This is a genomic window from Streptomyces gottesmaniae, from assembly GCF_031845845.1.
Lineage (GTDB): Bacteria > Actinomycetota > Actinomycetes > Streptomycetales > Streptomycetaceae > Streptomyces > Streptomyces akebiae.
The window spans coordinates 1-26,091 of sequence record NZ_JAVRFJ010000011.1; the positions used below are offsets into that span (position 1 = coordinate 1).

Sequence of the window (26,091 nt, forward strand, 5' to 3'; positions counted from 1 at the left end):
CATAGTGTTTCGGTGGTCATAGCGTGAGGGAAACGCCCGGTTACATTCCGAACCCGGAAGCTAAGCCTTACAGCGCCGATGGTACTGCAGGGGGGACCCTGTGGGAGAGTAGGACGCCGCCGAACAAATATTGATAGAGCTGGTCCCCGAATTTCGGTTCGGGGACCAGCTCTTTTTTGTTGGGCTTTACTTGGAGTTCACGTTGCGCGACCAGGATCCGCGCCATGGGTACCGTTGGAATGCTCAGGGCCGCGGGTGTCGGCGCAGGTGACGAGGTCGTCGTGCCGGCGTTCGGGAACCCGGAGGTCGCTCAGGCGGTGAGCCTGGCCGGGGCCGTGCCGGTGTTCGCCGATATAGATCCGATGACGTACTGCCTGGATGGCGCGGCTGTCGAGGCCGCGGTGACGTCGCGGACGGTGGCCGTCGTCGTCGTGCACCGCTTCGGGCGGTCCGCCGACATCGCGGCGCTTCGTCAAGTCGGTCAGCGGCACGGTCTGTTGGTGCTGGAACAGGGCGAGTCGGAGACGCCGTACAGCGAACTGGGGGAGCGTCGGCGGCGGGCCGCGTATCTCAGCGCCAAGCTCAAGGGCGTACGGACTCCCGAGGGATGTGACGGGCACACCTTCCAGCAGTACGTCGTGCGGGTGCCCGGGAACGGGCGACCGGACCGGGACGCCTTCGCGCGAGCCGTGCGGGCCAAGGGAGTCGAGTGCAGTGTGCCGGTGAAGACGCCCGTGCACCGGATGCCCGGGTTCCGGCGTGACATCTGTCTTCCGGAGACCGAGCGGGCCGCCGACGAGACACTGGCGCTGCACATCGGCGGTGAGATGTCCCGGCGGCAGCTCCAACGGCTGGTCTCGGCCTGCAATGCGCTCGGCGGGCTGTTGCAACCGGCTTTCTGAGCCCGGCGCTTGGGACGACTCAGGGGCGCTGTGCCTGGTCGGTGCGCTGGTGGTTCGAAGCATCCGCCGAATCGGGGTATGATCTATCCCGTCGCCGCGAGGGAAACCTCGAACAGGTGACAGGCCCCTATAGCTCAGTCGGCAGAGCGTCTCCATGGTAAGGAGAAGGTCAACGGTTCGATTCCGTTTGGGGGCTCAGACAGAAGGCCCCGCCCATTGGGCGGGGCCTTTTTTCGTGCTCGCTCAGTCCTGCTGGAGGCCCGGGACGCGCATCGCCAGAATGGCCATGTCGTCGGAGGGCGCGTCGGAGGCGAAGCGTTCGACCGCGCGCATGACACGCGCCGCGACCGCTCCGGCCGTGAGGCCCGTGCATGTGGTGAGGACCTCGGTGAGGCCGTCGTCGCCCAACATGCGGGTGCCCTCGCGGCGTTCGGTGACGCCGTCCGTGACACAGAGGAGGACGTCCCCGGGGTCGAGGGTGACCGTCTGCTCGTACAGCTCCAGGTCCTCCATGACACCGAGCAGGGCCTGCGGTTCGGCGGCCGGTTCGACCGTGCCGTCCTGGCGCAGACGCAGCGGGAGTGGGTGGCCCGCGCAGACGACCTTCAGGACCGCGCTGCCGTCCTCCTGGGGCCACAACTCGCCGTACAGGAGCGTCAGGAAGCGGCTGCGGGCCCCCTCGTCGATGATCGCGGAGTTGAGACGCTCCAGGACCGCCGGGCCGGCGTAGCCCTCGCGGGCGAGCAGGCGCAGGGCGTGGCGGGCGAGGCCGGTGACCGCGGCGGCCTCCGGGCCCGTGCCGCAGACGTCGCCGATGGCGAAGCCGTACGCGCCGTCACGGATGGGGAAGAGGTCGTAGAAGTCACCGCCGACCTCGTTGCCCTCGCCGGCCGCGCGGTAGATGACCTCGACCTCGACGCCGTCGATCTCCGGGAGCTCGGGTGGCAGGAGGCTGCGCTGGAGGGACTGGCTGATGGCCATGCGCTCCGAGTACAGGCGGGCGTTGTCCAGGGCGAGGGCGGCCCGGCGGGAGAGGTCCTCAGCGAGCTCCAGGATCTCCTGGCGGAAGTGCTCGTCGGTGGGCTTGCCGAGGGTCAGCATGCCGATCACGCGGTTGCGGGCCACCAGGGGGAGGACGACGGTCTCGCCGCCCACCGCCGAGGCCGTCGCCAGGGTGGTGCCGATGCCCGAACTGACCGTGGCGGGCTCGCCTAGGCCCAGGCTCCGCATGGAGGTGCGCAGGGCCGCCTGGTGAGCGGCCTCGGCGGGAGCCGTCCAGACGCGGGCACCCGGGGTCGGGATGGGCTCCGGCGGGCGGATCTTGGAGAGGAGGGCCTTGAGGCCGTCGATGAGGTCCTCGTCCTCGTGCAGGACGTAGCTGAGGTACGGGTCCGAGGCCTGGTCGGCGATCGTGTAGACCGCGCACCACGTCGCGAGGGTCGGAATGGTCATCTGGGCCATGAGGGCCAGGGTCTGGTCGCGGTCCAGGGTGCCGGCGAGGAGGTCGGAGGCCTCCACCAGGAAGCTCAGCGAACCGCGGCGCAGGCGCTCCAGCTCGCCGAGGCGGGCCGACTCGACGGCCAGGGCGATGCGGTCGGCGGCGAACTGCAGGCGCAGGGCCTCCTCGTTGGAGTACCGGCCCTGGGCCTCGGCGGCGACGCCCAGGGAGCCGGTGAGGCGCCCTTCGACCTTGAGGGGGACCGTGACGACCGAGCGCATCCCCGTGCCGTTGAGGAGGGGGACGGCGCCGGGGACGGCCGTGAGGTCGTCGTGGACGGCCGGCATACGGGCCGAGCCGTACCGGCCGGGGCCGGCCTCCACGGGGACGCGGGCGAAGCGCTGGCGGGCCGAGGGGAGGCCCGTGGAGGCCCGTACCTCCAGCTCCGTCTCGTCGTCGGTGGCCAGCAGCAGGAAAGCGGAGTCGCCGTCGAGCATGTCGCGGGCGCGTTCGACCGTGCGCTGGAGGAGGCCGTCGAGGTCGTCCGGGGCGGGGGAGCCGATGAAGACCTCGAACGGGTCCGTGGCCTGGCCCTCGCCGGAACCGGAGCTGTCGCCGGACGGCATGCGGATCGGGGTCTGGAGGACGGCGCGCTCGTCGTCCCGTACGAGAAGGCAGACCGTGGAGGGGTCGCCGGCCGCGTCGCGGACCCGGAGGTGGGAGGCGTAGACCGGCGTCACCCGGCCGTTTGCGCCGCGGATGCCGTAACTGCCCTCCCAGCGGGAGAGTTGGAGGGCCTCGGCCACACCCGTGCTGGTGCCGGGGGTGTGCGGCCACGCGGCGAGGTCGGTGAGGGGCTTGCCGATGACCTGGTCGGGGGCGTAGCCGAAGAGTTCCTCGGCGTCCTCGTTCCAGGCGTTGATGGCGCCCGCCCGGTCGATCTGGACGACCGCGACGCGGACCCGGCCGTCGGCGAGCGGGAGCAGGTCGGCGGGCAGGGACGGGCCGGCCGAGCGGGTGCCCACCGGGCGGTCGGGGAGGTCGAGTTGGAACCAGACCTGCTTGTGCGTGGGCGTGTACTCGACACCCCAGCGGGTGGCCATCGCCGCGCACAGCTGGAGGCCGCGGCCGCCTTCGCGGTCAGGGCTGCCCATGTTGATGTGGCTGCCCTGGAGGGGGATCTCACGTTCGGGGTATCTGTCGGCGACCTCGATGCGTACGCCGTCGTCGGCGCGCAGGCAGAGAACGTCGGCGGGGGTGCCGGCGTGGACGACCGCGTTGGTGACGAGTTCGCTGGTGAGGACGACCGCGTCGTCGACGATGTCGGCGAAGCCCCAGCCCTGGAGGGTGTCGCGGACGAACGAGCGGGCGGTCGCGACGGATCGTGAGACGGCAGCGAAGCTGGCGGCCGCGCGCGCGGTGATCACAGAACTCCTTGTCCGGTTCTCTACGTGCGGGGGTGCGAGGACGGCGTCCTGCCGGGGCAGGGGCTTGTTCTCCGTCGGCCTGGGGTCCTGGGGGGTCTCCCCGGGATGCAGTCCGGTGGTCATGGTGAGGCCGCCCCTCCGATGCCTGCCCGCTCGTGCTCGTGCGCCACCGCCCAGGCCGGGTCGGAACCGGCGTGGCTGGACAGCCGCATGCAAGGTTACTTACCTTCGCCGTCCATGCGGATGCCGGTCGTCTGTGTTTCCGTCCGGAGGTGTGCGGACCGTGTGCGAAGCTGCCGAACTGTTATGGCCTGGTTCAGCCATGGTGAAACACTGGGCAGGCTTCCAGGAGAAGGTCGGGCGGCTCCGAGTACGAAGTGGCACGAGTGGTACGAGCAGTGTGAGCAGTACGAAGCGTTCGAATACGGCGAAGTATGTCTAGCAGGAACGGTCGACCCTTGCGGGAGGGACACAGTGGAGTCTGGCGCAGCGACGCGGGGCACTAAAACGCGCGCGAAAGGCGGACAGTCCATGAGTGACCAGCGCAAGTCGCGCAAACCGCGCAGTGGCACGACGACCGTGGACACGGCCGCCCTGAACCGGCTGCTCACGGCTCTGGAGTCGATGCGGGACGGCAATTTCCGTAGGCGGCTGACCGTCTCGGGCGACGGGGTCATGGCCGAGATCGCCGCCGTCTTCAACGAGGTGGCGGACCGGAATCTGCATCTGACGGGTGAGCTGTCGCGCGTGCGGCGTGTCGTCGGGCGGGAGGGCAAGCTCACCGAGCGGCTGGAGACGGGTGCCGCCGAGGGGTCCTGGGCGACGGCGATCGACGCGTCGAACGCGCTGGTCGACGACCTCGTGCGACCGGTCTCCGAGGTCAGCCGGGTGTTGTCGGCCGTGGCGGACGGCGATCTGTCGCCGCGCATGGAGTTGCGGACGCAGGCGCCGGACGGGACCGGGCATCCGCTGCGCGGGGAGTTCCTGAAGGTCGGGCGTACGGTCAACAACCTGGTCGACCAGCTGTCCACGTTCACCGACGAGGTCACCCGGGTGGCCAGCGAGGTGGGCACCGAGGGCAAGCTGGGCGGGCAGGCCAAGGTGCGCGGCATGTCCGGATCGTGGAAGGACCTGACGGAGTCCGTCAACACGATGGCGTACCGGCTCACCGCGCAGGTGAGGGACATCGCGCTGGTGACGACGGCGGTCGCGAAGGGTGATCTGTCACGGAAGGTCACGGTTCATGTGGCCGGAGAGATGCTGGAGCTGAAGGAGACCGTCAACACGATGGTCGACCAGCTCTCCGCGTTCTCCTCCGAGGTGACGCGAGTCGCCCGAGAGGTGGGCACCGAGGGCCAGCTCGGCGGGCAGGCCGAGGTGCCGGGCGTGGCCGGGGTGTGGAAGGAACTCACCGATTCGGTGAACACCATGGCCGGCAACCTCACCCTCCAGATGCGTGGGATCGCGCAGGTCACCACCGCGGTCGCCAATGGTGACCTGTCGCAGAAGGTGACCGTCCCGGCGCGCGGTGAGGTCGCCAAGCTGGCCGAGACGATCAACCAGATGACCGAGACGCTGCGGATCTTCGCCGACGAGGTCACGCGCGTGGCCAACGAGGTGGGTGCCGAGGGTCGGCTGGGCGGTCAGGCGCAGGTGCCGGGTGCGGCGGGGACGTGGAAGGACCTCACCGATTCCGTGAACACCGTCTTCCGGAACCTGACCATCCAGGTGCGGGACATCGCGGCGGTGACGACGGCCGTGGCCAACGGAGACCTGTCGCAGAAGGTCACCGTCGATGTCGCGGGCGAGATGCTCGCGATGAAGAACACCGTCAACGGGATGGTCGACCAGCTCTCCTACTTCGGCGCCGAGGTCACGCGGGTGGCCAACGAGGTGGGTGCCGAGGGCCGGCTGGGCGGTCAGGCGCAGGTGCCGGGTGCGGCCGGTACGTGGAAGGACCTGACGGACTCCGTCAACACCGCGTTCCGGAACCTCACCGGGCAGGTGAGGAACATCGCGGCGGTGACGACGGCCGTGGCCAACGGCGATCTCTCGCAGAAGGTCACCGTCGATGTCGCGGGCGAGATGCTCGAACTGAAGAACACCGTGAACACGATGGTGGACCAGCTGTCGAGCTTCGCCGATCAGGTGACGCGGATGGCCCGGGACGTGGGCACGGAGGGCCGTCTCGGCGGCCAGGCCCGCGTCGACGGTGTGTCCGGCACGTGGAAGGAGCTCACCGACTCCGTCAACTCGATGGCCGGCAACCTCACCTCGCAGGTGCGGAACATCGCGCAGGTGACGACGGCTGTGGCGCGCGGCGACCTGTCGCAGAAGATCGACGTGGACGCGCGCGGCGAGATCCTGGAGCTGAAGAACACCATCAACACGATGGTCGACCAGCTGTCGTCCTTCGCGGATCAGGTGACCCGGGTCGCCCGGGACGTGGGTACGGAGGGCCGTCTCGGCGGCCAGGCGCAGGTGCCCGGTGTGGCCGGTGTGTGGCGTGACCTCACCGAGTCCGTGAACGGCATGGCCGGCAACCTCACGGGCCAGGTGCGGAACATCGCCCAGGTCGCCACGGCGGTGGCCCGGGGCGACCTGTCCCAGAAGATCACCGTGGACGCGCGCGGCGAGATCCTGGAGCTGAAGAACACGCTGAACACGATGGTGGACCAGCTGTCGTCGTTCGCGGAGGAGGTCACCAGGGTCGCCCGTGAGGTGGGTACGGAGGGCCAGCTCGGCGGTCAGGCCGAGGTGCAGGGCGTCTCCGGCACCTGGAAGGACCTCACGCAGTCGGTGAACTTCATGGCGAACAACCTGACCATCCAGGTGCGTCAGATCGCCGAGGTCACGACCGCGGTCGCCAAGGGCGACCTGTCGAAGAAGATCACCGTGGACGCGAAGGGCGAGATCCTCGAACTCGTCACCACCGTCAACACGATGGTGGACCAGCTGTCGTCCTTCGCCGAGCAGGTGACCCGGGTGGCCCGCGAGGTGGGCACCGAGGGCATTCTGGGCGGCCAGGCGCACGTGCCGGGCGTCACCGGCATCTGGAAGGACCTCAGCGGCAATGTGAACCTGATGGCCAAGAACCTGACCATGCAGGTGCGGAACATCTCCCAGGTCGCCGCGGCCGTCGCGAACGGCGATCTCACCCGTACGGTGACGATCGAGGCGGCCGGTGAGGTCGCGCAGCTCGCCGACACCTTCAACAGCATGGTGAAGACGCTGAGTTCGTTCGCCGACCAGGTCACCAAGGTGGCCCGTGAGGTGGGCACGGACGGCATCCTGGGCGGCCAGGCGCACGTGCCGGGTGTGGCGGGTACGTGGAAGGACCTCACCGAGTCCGTGAACTCGATGGCGTCCAACCTCACCGGACAGGTCCGCAACATCGCGATGGTGACGACCGCCATCGCCAAGGGCGATCTGACCAAGAAGATCGACATCGACGCGCGCGGCGAGATCCTGGAGCTGAAGACCACCATCAACACGATGGTCGACCAGCTGTCGTCGTTCGCGGAGGAGGTCACCCGGGTGGCCCGCGAGGTGGGCACGGAGGGGCAGCTGGGCGGCCTCGCGCGGGTGCGGGACGTCGACGGAACCTGGCGGGACCTCACCGAGTCGGTGAACGAGATGGCCGGGAACCTGACCCGGCAGGTGCGTGCCATCGCGCGCGTGGCCACCGCGGTGACCCGGGGCGACCTGAACCTCAAGATCGACGTCGACGCGTCCGGCGAGATCAAGGAGCTGCAGGACTACATCAACAAGATGATCGCCAACCTGCGCGACACCACGATCGCCAACCAGGAGCAGGACTGGCTCAAGGGCAACCTCGCCCGGATCTCGGCCCTGATGCAGGGGCGCCGGGACCTCGACGACGTGGCTTCGCTGATCATGAGCGAGCTGACGCCGGTGGTGTCCGCGCAGCACGGCGCGTTCTTCCTGGCGCTGCCGTTCCTCGACGGCAAGGACCTGGCCCCGGACAACGACGACCAGTACGAGCTGCGCATGCTCGGCTCGTACGGCTATTCGATGGGCTCCATGCCGACGTCGTTCCGGCCCGGGGAGGCGCTGGTCGGGACGGCGGCCAAGGAGAAGCGCACGATCCTGGTGGAGAACGCGCCGAGCGGTTACCTGAAGATCTCCTCCGGGCTCGGCGAGGCGCCTCCGGCGCAGGTCATCGTGTTGCCGGTGCTCTTCGAGGGGACCGTGCTCGGCGTGATCGAGCTGGCGTCGTTCACGCCGTTCACGCAGATCCAGAAGGACTTCCTGAGCCAGATCGCGGAGATGATCGCGACGAGCGTCAACACCATCTCCGTCAACACCAAGACCGAGGTGCTGCTGAAGCAGTCGCAGGAGCTGACCGAGCAACTGCGTGAGCGGTCCGACGAGTTGGAGAACCGGCAGAAGGCCCTCCAGGCGTCCAACGCCGAGCTGGAGGAGAAGGCCGAGCTGCTGGCCCGGCAGAACCGCGACATCGAGGTGAAGAACACCGAGATCGAGGAGGCGCGGCAGGTCCTGGAGGAGCGCGCCGAGCAGCTCGCGGTGTCCATGCGCTACAAGAGCGAGTTCCTGGCGAACATGTCCCACGAGCTGCGCACGCCGCTGAACTCGCTGCTGATCCTCGCCAAGCTGCTCGCCGACAACGCCGAGTCGAACCTGACGCCCAAGCAGGTCGAGTTCGCCGAGACGATCCACGGGGCGGGCTCCGACCTGCTCCAGCTCATCAACGACATCCTGGACCTGTCGAAGGTCGAGGCGGGCAAGATGGACGTCTCACCGACCCGGATCGCCCTCGTCCAGCTCGTCGACTACGTGGAGGCCACCTTCCGGCCGCTGACCGCGGAGAAGGGCCTCGACTTCTCCGTACGGGTCTCGCCGGAGCTGCCGGCCACGCTGCACACGGACGAGCAGCGGCTGTTGCAGGTGCTGCGGAACCTGCTGTCCAACGCGGTGAAGTTCACCGACTCCGGGGCCGTGGAGCTGGTCATCCGCCCGGCGGGCGCGGATGTGCCGGTGGCCATCCGGGAGCAGCTGCTGGAGGCGGGCTCGCTGCGGGACGCGGACGCCGACATGATCGCGTTCTCGGTGACGGACACGGGCATCGGTATCGCGGCCAGCAAGATGCGGGTCATCTTCGAGGCGTTCAAGCAGGCGGACGGCACCACGAGCCGCAAGTACGGCGGTACGGGCCTGGGGTTGTCCATCTCGCGGGAGATCGCCCGGCTGCTGGGCGGCGAGATCCACGCGCAGAGCGAGCCGGGACGCGGGTCCACCTTCACTCTGTATCTGCCGCTGCACCCCAGTGAACTGCCCCCGCAGGGCTACGCGCACAACGCGCCCGCCGCGCTGGAGGCGGGCGAGCTGCTGGCCTCCGAGGACGAGCTGGCCCAGCGCGCCGAGACGCCGGCCGAGGTGCGGTCGTACCGCGAGACCCAGAACGGGGCCGCCGCGCTCTTCAGGCGGCGCCGCAGGTCCGTGTCGGCCGGTTCCCCGTCCGCCTCGATCGCGCAGGGCAACGGGCAGGCGCAGGAGCACTGGGCGCAGCAGGCCGCTCAGGAGGCGGCCTCGCAGGCGCGCAGGACGGCGGCCCGCTTCGACGGCGAGAAGGTGCTCATCGTCGACGACGACATCCGTAACGTCTTCGCGCTCACCAGCGTCCTGGAGCAGCACGGCCTGTCCGTGCTGTACGCCGAGAACGGCCGTGAGGGCATCGAGGTCCTGGAGCAGCACGACGATGTGACGCTCGTCCTGATGGACATCATGATGCCCGAGATGGATGGGTACGCGACGACCACGGCGATCCGCCGGATGCCCCAGTTCGCCGGGCTGCCGATCATCGCGCTGACGGCCAAGGCGATGAAGGGCGACCGGGAGAAGGCGATCGACTCGGGTGCTTCCGACTATGTGACGAAGCCGGTCGATCCGGATCATCTGCTGTCGGTCATGGAGCAGTGGATGCGGAGTGAGTGACGGGAGGGGCACCCCGTGGTCACAACCCGTGGGGAGACGCACGGAGTTGCTGACTGAGTGTGGCCGAGGCCGTGTAGAAACGCGGGATTCGGGGAACCTTCTGGTCCCCTGCTGCGTTTCTGCTACGAGCACAGTGACATCACGGTGACAGGGTGTGGCGACGGGCGGGGTGCGGCTACGATGACCGGCACAAGGACGGGTGGCGCGAGGGAGTCGTCCCCTGGGGTGACGCCGAGCGGTGTCACGTCGAGTCCTGCGGACAGGGGAGGCCCCAAGCCGGGGCGAGGAGGGCGGGCCATGGTGCAGAAGGCCAAGATCCTCCTGGTCGATGACCGGCCGGAGAATCTGCTGGCGCTGGAGGCCATCCTCTCCGCGCTCGATCAGACACTGGTGCGGGCATCGTCCGGGGAGGAAGCGCTCAAGGCGCTGCTGACGGACGACTTCGCGGTCATTCTGCTGGACGTCCAGATGCCGGGCATGGACGGATTCGAAACGGCCGCGCACATCAAGCGGCGCGAACGGACCCGGGACATCCCGATCATTTTTCTCACCGCCATCAACCACGGACCGCACCACACCTTCCGTGGGTACGCGGCGGGTGCGGTCGACTACATCTCGAAGCCGTTCGACCCATGGGTGCTGCGCGCCAAGGTCTCCGTCTTCGTCGAGCTGTATATGAAGAACTGCCAGCTCAGGGAGCAGGCGGCGCTGCTGAGGCTCCAGTTGGAGGGCGGTGGCAAGGGCGCGGCCGGCGGCTCCAAGGAGCCTTCCGGCGGCATCCTCGCCGAACTCTCCGCGCGGCTCGCGGCCGTGGAGGAGCAGGCGGAGGCGCTCTCCAAACAGCTCGACGACGACTCGGCGGACGCGGCGGCGGTGGCCACCGCCGCCCATCTCGAACGCAAACTCACGGGCCTGCGCAGGGCGCTGGACGCGTTGGAGCCGGGCACGGGGGGACCTTCGCCGATGCCGTCGCAGAACTGAGCGACTGAGCGCATGTCGGAGAGCGGGCCCGGTCACGGAAGTGGCCCGGGCCCGCGTCCCGTTGGGGCCGACGCCGGTGCGGTTGACGGCCTGTCAGTCGTGTCAGCTTCAGGGCGGCACGCACGCGACACGAACGGGTGAAGCAGTAGGCACACGTGTCGGCCGTGGCCTCCACCGGTAACCTCACACCCATGGCCTCACGTCAGTCCGCAGCGAAGAAGCCGCCCGCCAAGAAGGCGGCCGCTCCGACGAAGGCTCCGGCGAAGAAGGCCCCCGCGAAGAAAGCCGCCGCCAAGAAGGCACCCGCCAAGAAGGCGACGGCGAGGAAAACGGCCCCTCCGAAACCGGCGCCCAGTCCGACCGGAGGCGTGTACCGACTCGTACGCGCCGTCTGGCTCGGTGCCGCGCACGCCGTCGGCGCCGTGTTCCGCGGCATAGGGCAGGGCGCGAGGAATCTCGACCCGGCGCACCGCAAGGACGGCGTCGCGCTGCTGCTGCTCGCCCTCGCGCTGATCGTCGCCGCCGGTACCTGGTCGAATCTGCGCGGCCCGGTCGGCGATCTCGTCGAGATGCTGGTCACCGGTGCCTTCGGCCGGCTCGACCTGCTGGTGCCGATACTGCTCGCGGTCATCGCCGTCCGGTTCATCCGGCATCCCGAGAAGCCCGAGGCCAACGGCCGGATCGTCATCGGTCTGTCCGCGCTCGTCATCGGCATCCTCGGCCAGGTCCACATCGCCTGCGGCTCGCCCGCCCGCAGCGTCGGCATGCAGGCGATAAGGGACGCCGGAGGACTCATCGGCTGGGGCACGGCCACCCCGCTGACGTACACCATGGGCGAGGCCCTCGCCGTGGCGATGCTCGTGCTGCTCACGGTCTTCGGGCTGCTCGTCGTCACCGCGACGCCCGTCAACGCGATCCCGCAACGGCTGCGGCTGCTCGGTCAGAAGCTGGGCATCATCGCGGACGACGAGGACGAGGACGAGTACGGCGAGGACGACGCACGCTACGAGGAGCAGTGGCGCGACGCCACGCCCGCGCGCTCGCGCCGGCGCGGTTCCGCGCCCGAGCCGTACGACCCGGACGACGCCGAGCAGGAGGCCCTCACCCGGCGCCGCCCGAGGCGCTCCGCCGTACGGCAGCCCGACCCCGGCCGGCCGATGGACGCCGTGGACGTCGCGGCGGCGGCCGCCGCCGCGCTCGACGGGGCGGTGCTGCACGGCATGCCGCCCTCGCCGGTGGTCGCCGACCTCACCCAGGGCGTCACCGTGGGGGACCGGGAGGAGACCACTCCCGTACCGGCCGCGCGCAGCAAGCCGACGCAAGCGGATCCCCCGGCCGCCAAGCCGCCCAAGGGCGCCAGGCAGGACGCCCTGGTGCCGGACCTGACCAAGAGGGCACCGGACGAGCCCCGCGAGCTGCCGGCGCGTGCCGAACAGCTCCAGCTCTCCGGCGACATCACCTACTCGCTGCCCTCGCTCGACCTCCTGGAGCGGGGCGGTCCGGGCAAGACGCGCAGTGCCGCCAACGACGCCATAGTGGCTTCCCTGTCGAACGTGTTCTCCGAGTTCAAGGTCGACGCCTCGGTCACCGGCTTCACCCGCGGGCCGACGGTCACCCGCTACGAGGTCGAGCTGGGCCCGGCGGTCAAGGTCGAGCGGATCACCGCGCTCACCAAGAACATCGCCTACGCCGTCGCCAGTCCGGACGTACGGATCATCAGCCCGATCCCCGGCAAGTCGGCCGTCGGCATCGAGATCCCCAACACCGACCGCGAGATGGTCAACCTCGGTGACGTCCTGCGCCTCGCGGACGCGGCCGAGGACGACCATCCGATGCTGGTCGCGCTCGGCAAGGACGTCGAGGGCGGCTATGTGATGGCCAATCTGGCGAAGATGCCGCATGTGCTCGTCGCGGGTGCGACCGGCTCCGGCAAATCGTCGTGCATCAACTGTCTGATCACGTCGATCATGGTCCGCGCGACCCCCGAGGACGTCCGCATGGTCCTCGTCGACCCCAAGCGCGTCGAACTGACGGCGTATGAGGGCATCCCGCACCTCATCACGCCGATCATCACCAACCCCAAGCGGGCGGCCGAGGCGCTCCAGTGGGTCGTGCGCGAGATGGACCTGCGCTACGACGACCTGGCCGCGTTCGGCTACCGGCACATCGACGACTTCAACGAGGCCATCAGGAACGGCAAGGTGAAGCTGCCCGAGGGCAGTGAGCGCGAGCTCCAGCCGTACCCGTATCTGCTGGTCATCGTGGACGAGCTGGCCGACCTGATGATGGTGGCGCCGAGGGACGTCGAGGACGCCATCGTCCGCATCACGCAGCTCGCGCGCGCGGCCGGCATCCATCTGGTGCTCGCCACCCAGCGGCCGTCCGTGGACGTCGTCACCGGTCTGATCAAGGCGAACGTGCCCTCACGCCTCGCCTTCGCCACCTCCTCGCTCGCCGACTCGCGCGTCATCCTCGACCAGCCCGGCGCCGAGAAGCTGATCGGCAAGGGTGACGGACTCTTCCTGCCGATGGGGGCGAACAAACCGACCCGCATGCAGGGCGCGTTCGTGACCGAGGACGAGGTCGCCGCGGTCGTCCAGCACTGCAAGGACCAGATGGCGCCCGTCTTCCGGGACGACGTCACCGTGGGCACCAAGCAGAAGAAGGAGATCGACGAGGAGATCGGCGACGACCTCGACCTGCTGTGCCAGGCGGCGGAACTGGTCGTCTCCACGCAGTTCGGCTCGACGTCCATGCTCCAGCGGAAGCTGCGCGTCGGCTTCGCCAAGGCCGGGCGGCTGATGGACCTCATGGAGTCCCGCGGAGTCGTCGGACCCAGCGAGGGCTCCAAGGCGCGTGACGTTCTTGTGAAACCCGACGAGCTCGACGGCGTGCTGGCCGTGATCCGGGGGGAGACTGAGGCGTAGGGGCCGCAGCGGTATCGCGGAGGGGTGCGACAGGGGCGCACGGCAGGAGAAAACCGGTTGTCCGACGGGCGGAACACGGGTGGGATTACGGCATCCGGGTATTCGAACGTGACTCACCCGTAAGGAAATGGTGAGCAACCGTTTCCCTTCGTCGTACGTCAAGTTGGACGAGGGGACAGCCCCGTGCCCCACCCTCACCACCAGCAGGATGTCCGGCCATTCTGATGGCGTACAAAGTCCCACCGCCCGGTTGCCCCACCCTTTCGTACCCCCCCTAGACTGAACTTCCAGCACAGGTGGCTACACGCTCGAAAGGCGCCCCCGTGTCCATCGGCAACTCCCCTGACGGCAACTTCCCCGAAGACGAGCGTCCGTTCGAAGACGACCGTGACGAACGCTCGGCGGAACGCCCCTCGATCGGTCGTGCCCTCCAGCAGGCACGCATCGCGGCCGGGCTGACCGTCGACGACGTCAGCAACGCCACCCGGGTCCGCATCGCCATCGTGCACGCGATCGAGCAGGACGACTTCGCCCCCTGCGGTGGCGACGTCTACGCGCGCGGTCACATCCGTACCCTCGCGCGCGCGGTGCGCATCGACCCCGCCCCGCTCCTCGAACAGTTCGCAGAGGCGCACGGCGGGCGGCCCGCGCCGACCCCGGCGGCGCCGCTGTTCGAGGCGGAGCGGATCCGTCCCGAACGGCGCGGCCCCAACTGGACCGCCGCCATGGTCGCCGCGATCGTCGCGGTCATCGGCTTCGTCGGCTTCACCGCGTTCAGCGGCGGAGACGACGACGGCGACACCACACAGATCGCCGAGGGCTCCACGCCGACCACCGGCAAGTCCGCCTCGCCGACGCCCAAGGCCGACAAGCCCGACGCCGACCCGAAGCCCGACCCCACCGACAGCGCCATCGCGGCCGCGCCCCGTGACAAGGTGACCGTGCAGGTCAGCGCCTCCGACGGCCGCAGCTGGATCTCCGCCAAGGACCACAACGGCAGGTTCCTGTGGGACGGCCTGCTCAAGCAGGGCCAGTCCAAGACCTTCCAGGACAGCTCCAGGATCGACCTCGTCCTCGGTGACGCCGGAGCCGTCCAGCTCTATGTCAACGGCAAGAAGATCAAGGACGACTTCCAGCCCGGCCAGGTCGAACGTCTGACGTACACGAAGGGCGACCCGGAGGTGGGCTGAGTCTTCTGTACGCCCGGATCGGACGTACAGAAGATTCAAAGGGAACGTGGGTACGGGGTTGGCCAGGATTCGGCCAACCCCGTCGACGTGGGCTGTCACTGGGACGAAGTAGTCTTGAGCCCATGCCTGAACGCCGTACCGTCGCACTCGTCACTCTTGGCTGCGCCCGCAACGAGGTGGACTCGGAGGAGCTCGCAGGCCGCTTGGAGGCGGACGGCTGGGAGCTCGTCGAGGACGCCGAGGAAGCGGACGTCGCGGTCGTCAACACCTGTGGCTTCGTCGAGGCCGCCAAGAAGGACTCCGTCGACGCCCTCCTGGAGGCCAACGACCTCAAGGGCCACGGCAGAACCCAGGCCGTCGTGGCGGTGGGCTGCATGGCGGAGCGGTACGGCAAGGAACTGGCCGAGGCGCTGCCCGAGGCCGACGGCGTGCTCGGCTTCGACGACTACGCGGACATCTCCGACCGTCTCCAGACCATTCTGAACGGCGGCATCCACGCCTCGCACACCCCGCGCGACCGGCGCAAGCTGCTGCCGATCAGCCCGGCCCAGCGGCAGGAGTCCGCGGCCGAGGTCGCGCTTCCGGGGCACGCCCCCGTCGATCTTCCGGAAGGTCTCGCTCCGGCTTCGGGGCCGCGTTCCCCGCTGCGCCGCCGACTGGACGGCTCACCCGTCGCCTCTGTCAAGCTCGCCTCCGGCTGCGACCGCCGCTGCTCGTTCTGCGCCATCCCCTCCTTCCGCGGCTCCTTCATCTCGCGCCGTCCCTCGGACGTGCTGAACGAGACGCGCTGGCTGGCCGAGCAGGGTGTCAAGGAGGTCATGCTGGTCTCCGAGAACAACACCTCGTACGGCAAGGACCTGGGCGACATCAGGCTGCTGGAGTCCCTGCTGCCCGAGCTCGCCGAGGTCGACGGCATCGAGCGGGTGCGCGTCAGCTACCTCCAGCCCGCCGAGATGCGGCCCGGTCTCATCGACGTGCTCACCTCCACGCCCAAGGTCGTTCCGTACTTCGACCTCTCCTTCCAGCACTCCGCCCCCGCGGTGCTGCGCTCGATGCGCCGCTTCGGCGACACCGACCGCTTCCTGGAGCTGCTGGACACCATCCGCGGCAAGGCTCCCGAGGCCGGCGTCCGGTCCAACTTCATCGTGGGCTTCCCCGGTGAGACCGAGGACGACCTCGCGGAGCTGGAGCGGTTCCTGAACGGCGCGAGACTGGACGCCATCGGTGTCTTCGGGTACTCCGACGAGGAGGGCACCGAAGCGGCGACGTACGAGAACAAGCTGTCCGAGGACGTCGTCGCCGAGCGGCTGGCGCGGGTCTCGCGACTGGCCGAGGAGCTGGTCTCGCAGCGCGCCGAGGAACGCGTCGGACAGACCGTGCGCGTGCTGGTCGAGTCGGTCGACGGCGACGAGGGCGCGTACGGCCGTGCCGCGCACCAGGCGCCCGAGACCGACGGTCAGGTGCTGTTCACGAACGGCCAGGAACTGAGCGTCGGCCTTATGGTCGAGGCGAAGGTGGTCGGCACGGAGGGCGTCGACCTGGTGGCCGAGGTGCTTCCGGGCTCGCTCGCCTCCCCCACGTGTACTGAGGAGGCGGCCAGATGACGGGAGTCCCGGCATCCGCGGCGGGCGGCACCTCCGGCGCCAAGAGCGCGACGAACGCTTCCGGCGTTCCCGACGCCCCGAGCGCCGCCGCCTCCGACGCTGCCGGGGAGGCGCGGCCCGTCCGTGGCGGGAAGCTGGGAGCTGCCGCCGTCAATCAGGCCAGCCTCTGGAACATCGCGAACATCCTGACCATGGTCCGCCTGGTTCTGGTGCCGGGCTTCGTCGTCCTGATGCTCATGGACGGCGGCTACGACCCGGTCTGGCGGGCCTGGGCGTGGGCCGCCTTCGCCGTCGCCATGATCACCGATGTCTTCGACGGCCATCTGGCCCGGACGTACGACCTCGTCACCGACTTCGGGAAGATCGCCGACCCCATCGCCGACAAGGCGATCATGGGCGCCGCCCTGATCTGTCTGTCCTACCTCGGCGATCTGCCGTGGTGGGTGACGGGCGTCATCCTCGGCCGGGAACTGGGCATCACACTGCTGCGGTTCGTCGTCATCCGGTACGGAGTCATCCCGGCGAGCCGTGGCGGCAAGCTGAAGACCCTGACCCAGGGCATCGCCGTCGGGATGTACGTGCTGGCACTGGAGGGACCCCTGGCCACCCTGAGGTGGTGGGTGATGGCCGCGGCGGTCATTCTGACCGTGATCACCGGATTCGACTATGTGAGACAGGCCATTGTGCTGCGCCGCCGCGGAACAGCCGAGCGCGAAGCTGCGGCGGAGGGAGCGGAACGTTGACTTCCACGGCTGCCGAAGTGCTGCGACTACTGACCGTGAGGGGCGAGACGCTCGCTGTCGCGGAGTCGTTGACAGGCGGTCTGGTCGCGGCCGCGCTCACGGCTGCCCCCGGGTCCTCCCAGGCCTTCCGGGGCTCGGTCACCGCGTACGCCACCGATCTGAAGCACCGGTTGCTGGACGTGGACGCAACCCTCCTGGACCAGCGGGGAGCGGTGGATCCGCAGGTCGCGGTGGAGATGGCCCAGGGCGTCCGCACCGCGCTCGGCGCCGACTGGGGGATTTCGACCACCGGTGTCGCGGGCCCGGAACCGCAGGACGGCCGGCCCGTCGGCACGGTCTATGTGGCCGTCGCCGGACCGTCCACAGCGGAATCCGGCGTATCAGGTGGCGGGAAAGTGTCGTCGTTGCGGTTGAACGGCGGCCGGACGGAAATCCGTATGGAGAGTGTACGGAGCGTACTCGCACTGCTCCTCGAGGAGCTTGCGGGCGAACAGACCGGGAATGAGCGGGCACAGGATACGGAACAGAACGGGGGGACTTGATGTTTGCAGCCCTGAGTGAACACAACAGCGCTCCCCGCACGGCCGCAGCGCAAGGCGGTACGGTGGGGCGTGAAGGATGCGGCTACGCGGTCCGAGGAGGGAGCCACCGATGATTCTGCTCCGTCGCCTGCTGGGTGACGTGCTGCGTCGGCAGCGCCAGCGCCAGGGCCGTACTCTGCGCGAAGTCTCCTCGTCCGCCCGAGTCTCACTCGGCTATCTCTCCGAGGTGGAGCGGGGGCAGAAGGAGGCTTCCTCCGAGCTGCTCTCCGCCATTTGCGACGCGCTGGACGTACGGATGTCCGAGCTCATGCGGGAAGTGAGTGACGAGCTCGCCCTTGCCGAGCTGGCCCAGTCCGCAGCGGCCACCGAGCCGGTGCCAGCACCAGTGCGTCGACCGATGCTCAACTCCGTCTCGGTGGCCGGTGTGCCGCCGGAGCGGGTCACGATCAAGGCGCCCGCCGAAGCGGTGGACGTCGTCGCGGCGTGACCTGCCGCGACCGGGTCCATGAGCACCGGCGCGCGTCGGTGAAGCGGTAGAACCAAGCGGAAGCCCCGGCCGGGGGCCGCCAGGGAGACCTGGAGGTGCCGACCGGGGCTTTTGTGTTGCCTGGGGCTCCCGTTTGCCGGGGTGGCGGTGGGCGGTCATGGTGGTCGTACGGTCGTCTCAAGAATCCGGAGCGTGCTGATGTACGTGGTGAAGAGCCCGCTGTCCGAGGCCGATCTCAAGACCGTGTCCGAGGCGCTGCAAGGTGCCCTGGTCGATCTTGTCGACCTCTCCCTGGTGGCCAAGCAGATCCACTGGAACGTCGTCGGGCCGCGCTTCCGCTCGGTCCATCTCCAGCTCGACGAGGTCGTGGACACCGCCCGGCTGCACTCCGACACCGTCGCCGAACGTGCCTCCACCCTCGGTGTTCCGCCGGACGGGCGGGCCGGGACGGTCGCCGGGAGCAGCGGAATCGGCAGGGTGCCGGACGGCTGGGTCAAGGACACGGCCGCGGTCGGGACCCTGGTGGAGGCGCTCGGCGCGGTGATCACCCGGATGCGGACGCGGGTGGAGAGCACCGCGGAAGCGGATCCGGTGAGCCAGGACATCTTCATCGGGATCACGGCGGATCTCGAGAAGCACCACTGGATGTTCCAGGCGGAGAACGGGTAGCGCGGCGCGGGTGACCGCTGGGGGCGTGAGGACGGCGGTGAGTGGCTGCGGGGCGCACCGGGTGGCCCTTGGGTGTGGTCCCCGTGAGAGGGCCGTGCGTCCCTGTGCCGGTGGTGCGCCCTCTCCGGCCGTGACGCGGGCCGTCTAGCGTCGTTCTGGGGGCCCGAAGGCCTTGGAGGTGGCGGCCATGCGAATAGCTCGCTGGGGGGCGGCTCTGGGGCTCGGTGCGCTGTGGTGGTGGGGTGTGCTGCGACTCGCGCTGGTGCCGGACGCCGGCGCGGTGGAGGGGGCGGTCGCGGCCGGGGGGTGGGGGCTGAGTCTCCTGCCTGTCCACTGCGTGCCGAAGGGGCGGGCCCGGGAACGGTCGGGGGGCGCGTCAGGGGGCGCGAGGGGTGGTCCTGTTCTGGGGGGCGCGGTGGGGGCCGTGGTCACCAGGGCATGGCCACCCCGCCGTTCGGGCGGAGGATCTGACCCGTGGTGAAGGCCGAGGCGTCGGAGGCGAGATGCAGCACGGCATGGGCGATGTCGTCGGGCTCGCCGACCCGGCCCAGCGGTGAGAGCCGGGCCATGAGGGACTCGGTCCGCGCCTGTGCCTCGCCGTCCCGGCGGTCGGTCATGGGCGTACGGATCCAGCCCGGCGCCACGGCGTTGACGCGGATGCCGTGCGGGCCGACCTCGGTCGCCAGGGTCTTCGTCAGCTGGACCACCGCCGCCTTGGTCACGCCGTAGCACAGGAGTCCCGGACCGCCGGTGTCGACGGCGCCCGAGGCCATGGTGACGATGCTGCCGCGCGTCTCATCGGTGATCATCCGGCGGGCCGCTTCCTGGCAGGCGTGCAGCACTCCCTTGAAGTTGACGTTCCACACCCGTTCCAGGTCCTCGTCGCGGGTCTCCAGCACCGGGCTGCTGTGCATGATCCCGGCGATCGCCGCCATCACATGGAGCCGTTCGCAGGCGGCCACCGCCCGCGCCAGCTGGGCGCGGTCGGTGACGTCGAGGTGGTGGACGTGTGCGGTGCCGTTCTCGGCCTTGATCAGGGCCGCCGTCTCGTGCAGGCCCTGCGCGTCGCGGTCCGCGCAGTGCACCTCGGCGCCCGCCTCGGCGAGCAGGACCGCCGACGCTCGGCCGATACCGCTGCCGGCGCCGGTGACGAACGCGGTGCGGCCGGTGAGGTCGTACGCCGGGATGGGCATGAGGCGACGGTACGAGCGATTCTGACGGTCCGTCAATTAGCTGTACGGCCTTGGGTTCGACGTGCGGTGCCGGGGCTCCGGCGGGACGTTCTGCCGGTGCCCGGTGCCCGGCGCCGGTGCAGGACCCGACTGGCAGGCGGGGCACCAGTAGGTGGGGCGCTCCCGGGAACCGTCGCCCTGGTCGGCCGCGCGGACGGGGGTACGGCAGCGCAGGCACGGGCGGGGGGCCCGGCCGTACACGAAGAGGTCGTGATGGCGGTGGCCCGTCGTGCTGCGGATCGGGCGGTCGCGGTTGGCTTCGAGGAGCTTCTTGGCGAGGCCGGGCAACCGGGCGGCTAGTTCCTCCGGGAGGGCGCCCACAGGGAGCCAGGGAGTGACCCGGAGCAGGAAGCAGAGCTCGCTCTTGTAGACGTTGCCGATGCCGGCGAGATTGCGCTGGTCCAGCAGGGCCTCGCCGAGGGGGCGCGCGGGGTCGCGCAGGAGGTTGGTGAGGGCTCGGTCGGGGTCCCAGTCCGGGCCGAGCAGGTCGGGGCCGAGATGTCCGACGGCGCGGGATTCGTCGACGGTGCGGATCAGCTCCAGCACGGGGAGGCGGTAGCCGACGGCCGTGCGGTCGACGGTGCCCAGGATGGCGCGGATCTGGTGCGCGGGGCCGCCGCGCCAGCGCTCGTCGTTGGCGTACACCTTCCAGGAGCCGTCCATCCGCAGGTGGGAGTGGAGGGTCAGGCCGCCTTCGATCCGGGTGAGGAGGTGCTTGCCCCGGGGCGTGACGTCCAGGACGGTGCGGCCGGTGAGGTCAGCCGTGGCGAACTTCGGGACCCGCAGGTCGGAGCGGGACAGGACCTTGCCGGCGAGGGCGGTGTGGAGTCGTCTCGCCGTCTGCCAGACGGTGTCACCTTCGGGCATGGGTCAAGGGTGGCATGTTCGGGGGACCGGCTGCCTGGTGCTCTGGGGGTGGGGGCGCGGTGGTCCGGCGGTGGGGCGGGGTCCGGCTGGTCGTGCCCACGCGGCGGAGCCGCAGGGGCACGACCGGGCCCGTGCCCCTGCCGGGGCGCGCGGCTCGGTTCACGCTCGGATGCGCAAGCCGCGGGGGGTCGCGATGAAGCCCGCTCCTTCCAGGAGGGGGCCGTGGGGGGAGGTGAGGGCGGAGGTGCCGTTCACGCGTTCCACCGTGACCGTGCCCAGGGAGCCCGCGCGGGCCGCCGCGGAGAGGGCTTCGGCGGCCGGGCGCAGGCGGGGGTCGTCCAGGGGTCTGGTGTCGGGGTCGGCGGGCCAGGCCAGGAGGGTCTTGCCGCCGCGCTCCATGTAGAGGGTCAGCTCGCCGTCGACCAGGACGACCAGGGAGCCCGCCTTGCGGCCCGGCTTGTGTCCGGCCTCGGTGGGGGGCTCGGGCCAGGGGAGGGCGGCGCCATAGGCGTTCGCGGGGTCGGCGGCGGCCAAGACCACGGCACGCGAGGAGGGCGTGGGACGGGTGTGGTGAGGGGAACGGCCGGTGCGGTGGTACGGCCCGGCCGGGGCGGACGTGTGGTGTCCGTCCGGGGTGCCGTCCGGAGCGTACGGGGAGTCGAGGCCGAGGCGGAGACCGGGGTGGAGGTCGGGAGGGCCGGGGTCGACAGGGGTGAAGGGGGTGTCGGAGCCGTCGGAGAAGGTGTCCCACGGGGTCTGGTGCTGTGCCGTGGGATGGACGTCGTCGGCGGAGGGGTACGGGGCGGGGGGCGGAACCGGCTCGTTCCGTTCGCGGGCGTTGGACACCGCGCGGAGACGGTCCACGGCGCCGTCCATCGCGAACTGGGCGGCCCCCAGGCCCTCGACGACGTAACCACGGCGGGCCTGGCCGCTTTCCTCGAAGACGGACAGGACGCGGTAGACCGCGGAGAAGCCGCCTTCGACACCCTCGGCGGCCACGGCGCCGCGGGTCACCACACCGTGGCGGTCGAGGAGGGTGCGGGCCAGGGCGTGGGCGCGGACGGTGGGGTCGGCTTCGTGCGCGGGAAGGAGGGACCAGCGGCCGGCGACCGTGGGTGGGCCCGTACGGGACTGGGGGCGCGCGGCGGCGGTCAGTGAGCCGTACCGGCCGCGGGGGACCGTGCGCTTGGAGCGGTGGGCGGTGGAACCCGCGGTGCGGCCCGAGCCGAGGAGGGAGCGCATGGGGGCGAGCGTGTCGTTGGTCAGTCGGCCGGACCAGGCCAGGTCCCAGACAGCGTCGGCCAGTTGGGGATCGGTGACGTCGGGGTGGGTGGTCGCGCGGACCTGGTCGGCGATCTGGCGGAAGAAGAGGCCGTAGCCGCCGGAGAGGGTGCTCAGGATCGACTCGTGGAGCGCGGTCAGCTCCAGGGGGTGCGGCGGTGGGAGGAGGAGCGGGGCAGCGTCCGCCAGGTACAGCGAGACCCAGCCGTCCTTGCCGGGGAGGGCGCCGGCCCCGGCCCAGACGACTTCTCCGGCAGCGGTGAGTTCGTCGAGCATCGCCGGGTTGTAGTTGGCCACCCGGGAGGGCAGCACCAGCTTCTCCAGGGCGGAGGCGGGCACGGAGGCGCCCTGGAGCTGTTCGATCGCGCGGACCAGGCCGTCGACGCCGCGCAGTCCGTGGCCGCCGCCCACGTGCTGCCACTGGGGCAGGAACTGGGCGAGCGCGGCGGGCGGCACCGGCTCCAGCTCATGGCGCAGGGCCGCCAGCGAGCGGCGGCGCAGGCGTCGCAGCACGGCCGCGTCGCACCACTCCTGGCCGATGCCCGCCGGGTGGAACTCGCCTTGCACGACGCGGCCGTTCGCCGCCAGGCGGTGCAGGGCGCCGTCCGTGACGGCCGCGCCGAGGCCGAAGCGGGCGGCTGCCGCGGCCGAGGTGAACGGGCCGTGGGTGCGCGCGTACCGGGCCAGGAGGTCGCCGAGGGGGTCCTTGACCGGCTCGGTGAAGGCCTCCGGGACACCGACCGGCAGGGCTGTGCCGAGCGCGTCCCGCAGGCGGCCCGCGTCCTCGATCGCCGCCCAGTGGTCGGTGCCGGCGACGCGGACCCGGATGGCGCGGCGGGAACCGGCCAACTCCGGTGCCCACTGCGGTTCGGCGCCGCGCTCGGCCAACTCGGCGTCCGTGAGGGGGCCGAGGACGCGGAGCAGGTCCGCGACGCCTTCGGCGTCCTTGACGCGTCGGTCCTCGGTGAGCCACTGGAGCTCCCGCTCCAGCTCGGTCAGCACCTCGGCGTCGAGCAGTTCCCGCAGCTCCGCCTGGCCCAACAGCTCGGCGAGCAGCCGGGAGTCCAGCGACAGGGCGGCCGCGCGGCGCTCGGCGAGCGGGGAGTCGCCCTCGTACAGGAACTGGGCGACGTAGCCGAAGAGGAGGGAGCGGGCGAAGGGGGAGGGCTCCGGGGTGGTGACCTCGACGAGGCGGACCTTGCGGGACTCGATGTCGCCCATCAGTTCGGTGAGGCCGGGGACGTCGAAGACGTCCTGCAGACATTCGCGGACCGCCTCCAGGACGATCGGGAACGAACCGAACTCACTGGCGACCTGCAGCAGTTGTGCCGCGCGCTGGCGCTGCTGCCACAGGGGTGTGCGCTTGCCGGGACTGCGGCGGGGCAGCAGCAGAGCGCGGGCGGCGCACTCACGGAAGCGGGACGCGAACAGCGCCGAGCCGCCCACCTGGTCGGTGACGATCTGGTCGACCTCGCTCTTGTCGAAGGCGACGTCCGCCGCGCCGAGCGGGGCCTGCTCCGAGTCGTACTCCGTGCCCGCCCTCATGGGCTCCATGTCGAGCAGGTCCAGCCCCATGAGATCGGCGTCGGGCAGGCGCAGCACGATGCCGTCGTCGGCGTGCATGACCTGGGCGTCCATGCCGTACCGCTCCGAGAGCTTCGCACCGAGGGCGAGGGCCCAGGGGGCGTGGACCTGGGCGCCGAAGGGGGAGTGGACGACGACCCGCCAGTCGCCCAGCTCGTCGCGGAAGCGTTCGACGACGATGGTGCGGTCGTCCGGTACGTGGCCGCAGGCCTCGCGCTGTTCGGCCAGGTAGGAGAGCACGTTGTCCGCGGCCCAGGCGTCGAGTCCGGCGGTCAGCAGACGCAGGCGGGCGTCCTCCTCGGACAGGGACCCCACCTCGCGCAGGAAAGCGCCGACCGCCCGGCCCAGTTCGAGCGGGCGGCCGAGCTGGTCGCCCTTCCAGAACGGCAGACGACCCGGGACACCCGGTGCGGGGGAGACCAGCACCCGGTCGCGCGTGATGTCCTCGATGCGCCAGGAACTGGTGCCGAGGGTGAACACGTCCCCGACCCGGGACTCGTACACCATCTCCTCGTCCAGCTCACCGACCCGGCCGCCGCCCTTCTTGGGGTCGGAGCCCGCGAGGAAGACCCCGAAGAGACCCCGGTCCGGGATCGTGCCCCCCGAGGTGACGGCGAGGCGCTGGGCGCCCGGGCGGCCCGTGATGGTGCCGGCGACCCGGTCCCACACCACACGCGGGCGCAACTCGGCGAAGGCGTCGGACGGATAGCGGCCCGCGAGCATGTCGAGGACGGCCGTGAACGCGGACTCGGGGAGCGAGGCGAACGGGGCCGCGCGGCGGACGGTGGCGAGGAGGTCGTCGAACTGCCAGGTGTCCATCGAGGTCATGGCGACGACCTGCTGTGCCAGGACGTCCAGGGGGTTGCCCGGGATCCTCATGGACTCGATGGAGCCGCTGCGCATCCGCTCGGTGACCACGGCCGACTGGACCAGGTCACCCCGGTACTTCGGGAAGACCACACCCGTGGAGACCGCGCCCACCTGGTGTCCGGCGCGGCCCACGCGCTGGAGGCCCGAGGCGACCGACGGAGGTGACTCCACCTGGACGACGAGGTCCACCGCGCCCATGTCGATGCCCAGTTCGAGGCTGGAGGTGGCCACCACGGCCGGCAGCCGGCCCGCCTTCAGGTCCTCCTCGACCAAGGCACGCTGCTCCTTGGAGACCGAGCCGTGGTGCGCGCGGGCGAGGACCGGGGGCGCGCCCTGGGCCGCGCCCGAGCCGCCCATCAGCTCCGCCGGGGCGTGGTGTTCGTCCAGAGGTTCGCCGGTGGCCCGCTCGTACGCGATCTCGTTGAGCCGGTTGCACAGTCGCTCCGCGAGGCGGCGGGAGTTGGCGAAGACGATCGTGGAGCGGTGGGCCTGGACGAGGTCGGCGATCCGCTCCTCGACGTGCGGCCAGATCGACGGCCGCTCCGCGCCCTCGTTGGCGTCGGCGACCGGGGAGCCGCCCAGCTCGCCCAGGTCCTCCACCGGCACGACCACCGACAGGTCGAACTCCTTGCCGGAGGGCGGCTGGACGATCTCCACCCTGCGGCGTGGGGAGAGATAGCGAGCGACCTCGTCGACCGGACGCACGGTGGCGGACAGGCCGATGCGGCGGGCCGGCCGGGGCAGCAGCTCGTCGAGCCGCTCCAGGGAGAGGGCGAGATGGGCACCGCGTTTGGTGCCGGCGACCGCGTGCACCTCGTCCAGGATCACCGTCTCCACGCCCGTGAGCGCGTCGCGTGTGGCCGAGGTCAGCATCAGGAACAGCGACTCGGGGGTGGTGATCAGGATGTCGGGCGGGCGGGTCGACAGGGCCCGGCGCTCGGCGGCCGGAGTGTCCCCGGAACGGATGCCCACCTTCACCTCGGGCTCGGGCAGGCCCAGCCGCACCGATTCCTGACGGATGCCGGTCAGCGGACTGCGCAGGTTCCGCTCCACGTCCACCGCGAGCGCCTTCAGGGGTGACACGTACAGCACCCGGCAGCGCTTCCTCGGGTCGGCCGGGGGAGGGCTCGACGTCAGCTGGTCCAGCGCGGCGAGGAACGCGGCCAGCGTCTTGCCGGAGCCGGTCGGCGCGACCACCAGCACGTCCGAGCCCTCGCCGATCGCCCGCCACGCCCCGGCCTGGGCCGCGGTGGGCGCGGAGAAGGCCCCCGTGAACCAGCCGCGGGTCGCGGGGGAGAAGCCGTCGAGGGCTCGATCTGCGGAGCTGACCATGCCCCCATCCTGCACCCGACCACTGACAACGGCTCGGAC

General features: G+C 70.5%; 15 protein-coding genes, 1 tRNA gene and 1 rRNA gene. 13 read left to right on the plus strand and 4 right to left on the minus strand.

The window, feature by feature from the left end:
* The first annotated feature begins 8 nt into the window (after positions 1-8).
* From rrf to RM704_RS14415, 3 genes are all read left to right on the plus strand, one after another.
* Positions 9-125 (plus strand): 5S ribosomal RNA (rrf, locus tag RM704_RS14405).
* Between the two features lie 114 nt (positions 126-239).
* Positions 240-902, plus strand: coding sequence for a DegT/DnrJ/EryC1/StrS family aminotransferase (locus RM704_RS14410; protein ID WP_033525096.1), 663 nt, complete (start codon positions 240-242; stop codon positions 900-902).
* 123 nt (positions 903-1,025) lie between these two features.
* Positions 1,026-1,098 (plus strand) — tRNA-Thr (locus tag RM704_RS14415).
* Positions 1,099-1,145: 47 nt separating this feature from the next.
* Here RM704_RS14415 and RM704_RS14420 read toward each other — a convergent pair.
* Positions 1,146-3,890 carry a SpoIIE family protein phosphatase gene (locus tag RM704_RS14420; RefSeq protein WP_033525097.1) on the minus strand — a complete coding sequence of 915 codons (2,745 nt, stop codon included), beginning with the start codon at positions 3,888-3,890 and terminating at the stop codon, positions 1,146-1,148.
* Positions 3,891-4,298: 408 nt separating this feature from the next.
* Between RM704_RS14420 and RM704_RS14425 the strand changes: the two genes are divergently transcribed.
* The 10 genes from RM704_RS14425 to RM704_RS14470 all read left to right on the plus strand — a co-directional run bounded on the left by RM704_RS14425 (position 4,299) and on the right by RM704_RS14470 (position 19,367).
* A complete protein-coding gene (locus RM704_RS14425) occupies positions 4,299-9,743 on the plus strand; it encodes a HAMP domain-containing protein (RefSeq protein ID WP_311590611.1) in 5,445 nt (1,814 codons plus the stop codon).
* 297 nt (positions 9,744-10,040) lie between these two features.
* Positions 10,041-10,724 (plus strand): response regulator, encoded by a 684-nt coding sequence (locus tag RM704_RS14430; protein WP_033525098.1) that lies wholly within the window; start codon positions 10,041-10,043, stop codon positions 10,722-10,724.
* Positions 10,725-10,915: 191 nt separating this feature from the next.
* Positions 10,916-13,651, plus strand: coding sequence for an FtsK/SpoIIIE family DNA translocase (locus RM704_RS14435; RefSeq protein WP_438828916.1), 2,736 nt, complete (start codon positions 10,916-10,918; stop codon positions 13,649-13,651).
* A 323-nt stretch (positions 13,652-13,974) separates the two neighbouring features.
* On the plus strand, positions 13,975-14,841 hold the full coding sequence (locus RM704_RS14440; protein ID WP_033525100.1) for a helix-turn-helix domain-containing protein: 867 nt from the start codon (positions 13,975-13,977) through the stop codon (positions 14,839-14,841).
* Positions 14,842-14,963: 122 nt separating this feature from the next.
* Positions 14,964-16,445: a 30S ribosomal protein S12 methylthiotransferase RimO gene (rimO, locus tag RM704_RS14445; protein ID WP_033525101.1), complete on the plus strand. Its 1,482-nt coding sequence runs from the start codon at positions 14,964-14,966 to the stop codon at positions 16,443-16,445.
* Entirely contained in the window at positions 16,442-17,188 is a 747-nt protein-coding gene (gene pgsA, locus RM704_RS14450; RefSeq protein WP_033525102.1) for a CDP-diacylglycerol--glycerol-3-phosphate 3-phosphatidyltransferase, read from the plus strand. The genes rimO and pgsA overlap by 4 nt, the downstream gene beginning before the upstream one ends.
* Positions 17,185-17,730, plus strand: a complete 546-nt coding sequence (locus RM704_RS14455; protein ID WP_033525103.1) for a CinA family protein — start codon at positions 17,185-17,187, stop codon at positions 17,728-17,730. Before pgsA ends, RM704_RS14455 begins: the two co-directional genes overlap by 4 nt.
* A gap of 109 nt (positions 17,731-17,839) precedes the next feature.
* Entirely contained in the window at positions 17,840-18,217 is a 378-nt protein-coding gene (locus tag RM704_RS14460; RefSeq protein WP_005481441.1) for a helix-turn-helix domain-containing protein, read from the plus strand.
* Between the two features lie 198 nt (positions 18,218-18,415).
* On the plus strand, positions 18,416-18,886 hold the full coding sequence (locus RM704_RS14465; RefSeq protein WP_033525104.1) for a Dps family protein: 471 nt from the start codon (positions 18,416-18,418) through the stop codon (positions 18,884-18,886).
* A 187-nt stretch (positions 18,887-19,073) separates the two neighbouring features.
* Positions 19,074-19,367, plus strand: coding sequence for a hypothetical protein (locus tag RM704_RS14470; protein WP_107072203.1), 294 nt, complete (start codon positions 19,074-19,076; stop codon positions 19,365-19,367).
* On the opposite strand, the gene RM704_RS14475 is transcribed toward RM704_RS14470, so the two are convergent.
* The 3 genes from RM704_RS14475 to RM704_RS14485 all read right to left on the minus strand — a co-directional run bounded on the left by RM704_RS14475 (position 19,315) and on the right by RM704_RS14485 (position 26,052).
* The gene (locus tag RM704_RS14475; RefSeq protein ID WP_033525105.1) at positions 19,315-20,079 is read right to left on the minus strand and encodes an SDR family NAD(P)-dependent oxidoreductase; all 765 of its coding nucleotides are present in this window, start codon (positions 20,077-20,079) and stop codon (positions 19,315-19,317) included. The two genes, RM704_RS14470 and RM704_RS14475, sit on opposite strands and share 53 nt — an antisense overlap.
* 36 nt (positions 20,080-20,115) lie before the next feature.
* Entirely contained in the window at positions 20,116-20,985 is an 870-nt protein-coding gene (locus RM704_RS14480; RefSeq protein ID WP_033525106.1) for an Fpg/Nei family DNA glycosylase, read from the minus strand.
* 159 nt (positions 20,986-21,144) lie between these two features.
* The gene (locus RM704_RS14485; RefSeq protein ID WP_033525107.1) at positions 21,145-26,052 is read right to left on the minus strand and encodes an ATP-dependent helicase; all 4,908 of its coding nucleotides are present in this window, start codon (positions 26,050-26,052) and stop codon (positions 21,145-21,147) included.
* Between the last annotated feature and the right edge of the window lie 39 nt (positions 26,053-26,091).